General features: G+C 62.2%; 6 protein-coding genes and 1 pseudogene. All 7 read left to right on the forward strand.

Going from position 1 to position 6,851, the window contains the following annotated elements:
- A pseudogene (locus tag I6E42_RS12515) lies at positions 1-198 on the forward strand (hypothetical protein); the annotation flags it as partial.
- Positions 195-2,609, forward strand: a complete 2,415-nt coding sequence (infB, locus tag I6E42_RS12520; protein WP_235372346.1) for a translation initiation factor IF-2 — start codon at positions 195-197, stop codon at positions 2,607-2,609. The pseudogene I6E42_RS12515 and the gene infB, both read left to right, overlap by 4 nt.
- Before the next feature lie 377 nt (positions 2,610-2,986).
- Positions 2,987-3,373, forward strand: a complete 387-nt coding sequence (rbfA, locus tag I6E42_RS12525) for a 30S ribosome-binding factor RbfA (protein WP_235372347.1) — start codon at positions 2,987-2,989, stop codon at positions 3,371-3,373.
- A 5-nt stretch (positions 3,374-3,378) separates the two neighbouring features.
- A complete protein-coding gene (locus I6E42_RS12530; protein WP_235372348.1) occupies positions 3,379-4,329 on the forward strand; it encodes a DHH family phosphoesterase in 951 nt (316 codons plus the stop codon).
- Entirely contained in the window at positions 4,319-4,492 is a 174-nt protein-coding gene (locus I6E42_RS12535) for a hypothetical protein (RefSeq protein WP_235372349.1), read from the forward strand. Before I6E42_RS12530 ends, I6E42_RS12535 begins: the two co-directional genes overlap by 11 nt.
- A 13-nt stretch (positions 4,493-4,505) precedes the next feature.
- Positions 4,506-5,375, forward strand: coding sequence for a tRNA pseudouridine(55) synthase TruB (gene truB, locus I6E42_RS12540; protein ID WP_235372350.1), 870 nt, complete (start codon positions 4,506-4,508; stop codon positions 5,373-5,375).
- Positions 5,376-5,921: 546 nt separating this feature from the next.
- Entirely contained in the window at positions 5,922-6,827 is a 906-nt protein-coding gene (gene ribF, locus I6E42_RS12545; protein WP_235372351.1) for a riboflavin biosynthesis protein RibF, read from the forward strand.
- Positions 6,828-6,851: the final 24 nt, after the last annotated feature.

Below are 6,851 nucleotides of genomic sequence, written 5' to 3' on the forward strand. Positions count from 1 at the left end.
CCCGAGGAGCGGCACAAGCCCGCTTCCCCCGCCGGTCCCCCGAAAACACAGCGCAAGCCGAAGCCTCCCGGACAGGGCGGGTCGGCCCATTTCGCCAAGGATGGCTCCGCCCGTCCTGGCCGATTCCAAAAGCCCGGTCCCGGCGGCCGTCGACTGTCCGGCACAATCCCTAAGAAACGAGGTGGCTTCCCCACATGATGATCAAATATCCCATCCACAAGGTTGCCAAGGATTTTAAAAAGGGTGCCAAAGAGCTCCCCTCCAAGGAGATCATGGACATTCTGACCCAGTACAACCATCCTCCCAAAAACCACATGCAGCCCCTGACCGACCAGGAGTTGTCCATTGTTTTTGAGTATCTGACCCAAAACAACCAGATCGACTCCATCGAGTCGGTATACGCCGACGTCTACCACGACCCCAACGCCGCCAAGGCCCAGGCCCCTGCCCAGAAGCCCCAGAGCCAGCCCGCCGCACCCAAGGCCGAGACCCCCAAAGCCGCTGCCCAGCAGCAGAACCGGCCCCAGCCCAAGCAGCAGCCCGCCCAGCAGGGCCAGGCCCCCAAGGCTCAGTCTCAGGCGCAGCAGCAGAGCCAGGTCAGCCGGCCCGCCACCCGCGTCCCCGAAAAGAAGGTGGTCGACACCCGGGGCGGCGGCAATGTCAACCTGGACAAATACGACGAGCGTCTGGAGTCCTTCACCTCTGAGAAGCAGCAGGACCGGGGCGGCAAGCAGAAATTCCAGGGCCGCAACGCCCAACGCCAGCGGGGCGGCAAGCAGGCCGGCACCTTCGGCAACAAGCGTAAGCAGGAGGAGCAGGACCGCCTGCGCCGCCTCCAGCTGGAGATCGCCAAGAAGGCCCCCGTCAAGGTCATGATCCCCGACGAGATCGCCGTGGGCGAGCTGGCCAGCCGGATGAAGAAGACCGGCGCCGAGGTGGTCAAGTGCCTGATGAAGAACGGCGTCATGGCCTCCCTCAGCCAGATCATCGATTTCGACACCGCAGCCATTATCGCCGAGGAGATGGGCTGCAAGGTGGAGAAGGAAGTTGTGGTCACCATCGAGGAAAAGCTCATCGATACCACCGAGGACAAGGAGGAGGACCTGGTGTCCCGCGCTCCCGTGGTGGTGGTCATGGGCCACGTGGACCACGGCAAGACCTCCCTGCTGGACTATATCCGCCACGCCAACGTGGTCTCCGGCGAGGCCGGCGGCATCACCCAGCACATCGGCGCCTACCAGGTGGATGTGAAGGGCAACCCCGTCACCTTCTTGGACACCCCCGGCCATGAGGCTTTCACCGCCATGCGCGCCCGGGGCGCCATGATCACCGACGTGGCCATCCTGGTGGTGGCCGCCGACGACGGCATCATGCCCCAGACCGTGGAGTCCATCAACCACGCCAAAGCCGCTGAGATCCCCATCATCGTGGCCATCAACAAGATGGATAAACCCACCGCCAACCCCGACCGGATCATGCAGCAGCTCACCGAGTACGAGCTGGTACCCGAGGAGTGGGGCGGCGAGACCATCATCTGCCCCATTTCCGCCAAAACCGGCATGGGCATCGACAACCTGCTGGACATGGTTGTCCTCACCGCCGAGATGCGGGAACTGAAAGCCAACCCCAACCGCTCCGCCCACGGCGCTGTCATCGAGGCCCGTCTGGACAAGGGCCGCGGCCCCGTGGCTACCCTGCTGGTCCAGAACGGTACTCTGCACCAGGGCGACGTGATCATCGCCGGCACCGCCGTGGGCCGTGTCCGCGCCATGACCAATGCCCAGGGCCAGAAAGTCACCGAGGCCGGCCCCTCCGTCCCCGTGGAGATCATCGGCATGGGCGAGGTGCCCGGCGCCGGCGACGACTTCCACGCCGTGGCCGACGAGCGCATGGCCCGCGAGCTGGTGGAGCAGCGCAAGCACGAGCAGAAGGCCGCCTCCGCCTCCCCCATGGGCAAGGTATCTCTGGAGGACCTGTTCAGCCAGATCCAGGCCGGCGAGATGAAGAACCTGAACGTCATCGTCAAGGCCGACGTCCAGGGCTCCGCCGAGGCCGTCAAGGCCTCTCTGGAGAAGCTGACCAACGAGGAGGTCCGGGTGCGGGTCATCCACTGCGCCGTGGGCGCCATCAGCGAGAGCGACGTGATGCTGGCCTCCACCTCCGGCGCCATCATCGTGGGCTTCAACGTCCGTCCTGACGCCAACGCCAAGGACTCCGCCGCCCGGATGAACGTGGATATGCGGATGTACCGGGTCATTTACGACGCCATCAACGAGGTCGAAGCCGCCATGAAGGGCATGCTGGCCCCCAAGTTCAAGGAAGTGGACCTGGGCCGCGCCGAAGTCCGCAACGTGTTCCGCATCACCGGCGTGGGCATGGTGGCCGGCTGCTACGTGCTGGACGGCAAGATGCAGCGCGGCGCACAGATGCGCTTGCTCCGGGACAACATCGTCATCTACGACGGCGCCATCGCCTCCCTCCAGCGCTTCAAGGACAGCGTGAAGGAGGTCGCCGCCGGTTACGAGTGCGGCATCACCTTCGAGAAGTTCCAGGACATTAAGGAAGGCGACGTCATCGAGGCCTTCCTGATGGAGCAGATCGAGGTTTGATCCAATCACCCAATATTTTTGATACCACCGGCTGGGGCGGGCGTTTTCGCCCGTCCCAGTTTGCTTTTTTGTGGCAGTAAATTTTTGTTTATCGGCTCATGGAATCTGAACCCCATGCCATGTAGGGCAAGGGCTTTGCCCTTGCCTCTGCAAGACGGAAACCGTCACCAGCGGGCGGGAAACAGGGGGGCACCCTGCGCGGCGTGGTCCTTGACCGCGCTGGTCCGTCCATTGCATACAGCTTGATTCTTCGGCAAGCCTCGGCCGGTTGTAAGACTTCGCGATGGACACCCTGTAGCAATTTCTCAGTGCCGAAAGCATCTGCATCACAATCACCATCTGACTGGGCGGCATCGCGCCCGGAAAGGAGCAGCATTATGGCAAGCAATCGAATCGGACGGATCAACGAGGAGATCCAGCGCGAGCTGGCTTCTTTGATTCCCAACGTGAAAGACCCCCGGGTGACAGGCATGATCTCCGTCACCGCCGTGGATACCACCCCCGACCTGCGGTACGCCAAAATCTATATCAGCGTACTGGACAAGAGCGACAGCGCCCAGGTACTGAAGGGCCTGAAGTCCGCCTCCGGCTGGCTGCGCCGTGAACTGGGCCATGCCCTCCAGCTGCGCTACACCCCGGAGCTCACTTTTGTCCGGGATGACTCCATTGACAAGGGCGCCCACATTCTGGATATGCTTCGGAACCCCGAGGTGGTCAAGCCCGCGAATCCCGCCAACGAGCACATTATTCTGGACGAGGAGTGACCGCTATGACGCCGCAGCAAGCCGCTGCTTTTCTGCAGGCCCATGACCAATACCTGATCCTGACCCACGTGCGCCCCGACGGCGACACCATCGGCTGCGCCGCCGGTCTTTGCCGCGCCCTGCGCCATGTCGGGAAAACCGCCTATGTTTTGCCCAACCGGGAGGCCACCTCTCTGTTCACGCCCTATCTGGAGGGGCTGTTGGCCGAAGACGGCTGGGAGCCTGGTACAGTCGTGTCAGTGGACATCGCCGCCAGAAGCCTGTTTCCCGAAAACGCTCTGCCCTACCTGGACCGGGTGGCGCTGGCCATCGACCACCACCCCTCCCAGGAGTTTTTCGCTGGGGAAACCTGTCTGGACGCCCAACGGGCGGCCTGCGGCGAGTTGGTATACGAGATCGTAAAGCAATTTTGTTCCATTACCCCGGAGATCGGCACCGCTTTTTACGTCGCCATCTCCACCGACTGCGGCTGCTTCGCCTATGGCAACACCACCGCCGACACCCACCGGGCCGCGGCCGAGCTTATGGAGGCGGGAATTTCTACCGCTCAGCTGAACAAACGCCACTTCCGCACCAAGAGCCTGACGCGGATGAAGCTGGAGAGCATGATCATCGCCGGTATGGAGCTCCACGACCAGGGTACCGTGGCCATTGCCTCCGTTACCCTGGACATGATGTCCTCCCTGGGCGCTACTGAACGCGATGTGGAGGATATTGCCGCCCTGGTGGGGCAGCTGGAAGGGGTCAAGACTTCCGTCACCATCCGCGAGCTGGCTCCCGGCAAATGCAAACTGTCCGTCCGCACCGATCCTAATGATTTGAACGCCAGCAAGGTGTGCGCCCTGCTGGGAGGCGGCGGCCATGCCGCGGCCTCGGGGGCCACGGTGGAGGGTCCGGTATCCCACGCCAAGGAGGTCATTTTGGCCGCCATCCACCAGGTCAAGTATGGCGGGTGAGCTGACCCGTGAGCAGGCCCTGGAACTGATCCTGGGCAGGCCGGTCCCATGTCCGGCCTGCGGCAAAGCCGCCCTGCTCCCCCTCCACAAGTCCCGCCAGCAGAATACCAGATTTCAGTGTCCGGCGTGCCGGGCGGTGTTCCGCCCCACCCGGCTGATATAAAGAGAGGAAACCTATGCCCAGCGGAATCATTGTGATCGATAAGTCTCAGGGCTGGACCAGCATGGATGTGTGTGCCAAGCTCCGGGGTATTTTTCGGGAAAAACGGATCGGCCACGCCGGCACTCTGGACCCCATGGCCACCGGAGTTCTGCCTGTGTTCATGGGGCGGGCCACCCGGGCCGTGGAGTTTGCTTCCGAGTCCGAAAAGGAGTATGTCGCCGGACTGCGGCTTGGCGTGGTCACCAACACCCAGGACACCTCCGGCGAGGTCCTGGAGACGCATCCCTCGGATGTGACGCCGGAAGGGCTGGAGGCCGTTTTGGACCAGTTCCGGGGCAGCATCCAGCAGGTCCCTCCCATGTACTCCGCCATTAAGATCAATGGGAAAAAGCTTTACGAATTGGCCCGGAAGGGCCGGGAAGTGGAGCGCCAGCCCCGCTCCGTCACCATCCACGGACTGACCCTGGAAGGGCAGACCGGCCCCGCCGATTTTGTGCTCCGGGTCCGCTGTTCCAAAGGCACCTATGTCCGCACTCTGTGCCACGACATCGGCCGGACCCTGGGCTGCGGCGGGTGCATGTCCTCTCTGCGGCGTACCATGGCCGCCGGATTTACTCTGGACCAGGCGGTCACCCTGGATCAGATCCAGCAGGCGGAGGACCCCGCCGCCCTTCTCCTTCCCGTAGACGCCTACTTTGCCGACCGTCCAGCCCTGACGCTGTCCTCCGCCCTGGAGAAAAAAGTACGCAACGGCATGACTGTAGTGATGCCGGAGGTTTCCCCCGGGGAGTACCGGGTCTATGGCCCGGAGGGAACGTTTCTGGCCTTGGGCAGAGCCGAGGCCGGCAAACTGTTTACTGTAAAAAGTTTTTTTGAGGTATAAAGTTTCGTTTCTAAATCAGAGAGTCTTTGCTCTGCGGGACGAACCGGTGCGGGTTCCCTCTGAATCAAGCTGCACGCAGCAGAGAGGATCAACGCAGTCAGGAACCACGCCGCACAGTTCGGGAACTCAGGCGCTGATATTAAGCGGTTGTCTGTATTCAAGTTGATCCACCCAGGGCCGAAGGCCCGGACGGTGGGGCAGCAAAACCAGGGGATGGGCGCCGGACGTAAGGAAGGCTTTTTTGTAGGACGCCCCTTGGGGGCCGGGGCCGAAGCCCCGGAGATTTTTTGGGTACTTTTGTATCTCTACAAAAGTACCTCGCCCGAGGGCGAAATATCCCCATCTCCCGTCCCGCCCGCAGGCGAAGTGTTCCAGTGCGCAAATTTATCCCGGTATTTTGTCCACCCGGAAAAGGCAAGGGCAGAGCCCTTGCCCTACATCACATCGGGTTCCGGTTTCATGGACAATGAAACGAATTTTTATGATCGGCACCCGCGGGCAAACGCCGCGCCGGTCATAACCGCTTACAAAGGAGACGATACCCCTGTGAATTCTACCAAACGTGTCATTGCTCTCGGTTTTTTTGACGGCGTCCATCTGGGGCACGGAGCCCTGCTGCGGGCCGTGGCGGCGGCGGCAGACCGGTTGAACGCCTCTGCCTGCGCCTTCACCTTCGACCGCAGTCCCACCGCCGTCATCACCGGCCAGTCGGTCCCCCTGATCAGCAGCGTAGAGGACCGGATCTGGCTGATGCGCCGGTACTACGGCATTCAGGAGGTCATCGTAGCCTCTTTCGACGCCATGCAGCGCATGGACTGGCAGGACTTCATCCTCCAATACCTGGTCCGGGACCTGGGCGTCGTCCACGTGGTGGCCGGCCACGACTTCCATTTTGGCTACATGGGCAAGGGTAATCCGGAGCGGCTGAAGGCCAAATGCGCCGAACTGGGCATTGGCTGCGACATTATCGGCCGTGTGGAACAGGACGGCATCACCGTCTCCTCCACCTATATCCGTACCCTGATCGCCCAGGGGGAGATGGAACGTGCCAATCAGTTCCTGGGACACCCCCACACCCTTACCGACCGGGTGGTACACGGCAAGAAGATCGGCAGCTCTACCCTGGGTTTTCCCACCGTCAACCTCACCATTCCTTCCCGGGTCATTGTGCCCGCTTACGGTGTCTACGCCACCCGGGTCTGGTTTGACGGCCAATGCCGCTGTGCCGTTACCAACGTGGGGATCCGCCCCACCGTGGAGGACAATGACGGCCGGGTCACTGTGGAGGGCTTCATTCTGGATTTTGACGGAGACCTGTACGGCCACCAGGTCCGGATGGAGTTCTTCAAACATCTGCGGCCGGAACAGAAATTTCTCTCCATGCAGGCCCTGTCTGACGAGATCCGCCGCAACGCCCAACAGACCCGCGACTACTTCCGCCAGCTCCCCTGACCCCCTGTCCCTCCCCCCATATTC

It is taken from the genome of Pseudoflavonifractor phocaeensis, from assembly GCF_021531815.1.
GTDB classification, from domain to species: domain Bacteria; phylum Bacillota; class Clostridia; order Oscillospirales; family Oscillospiraceae; genus Lawsonibacter; species Lawsonibacter phocaeensis_A.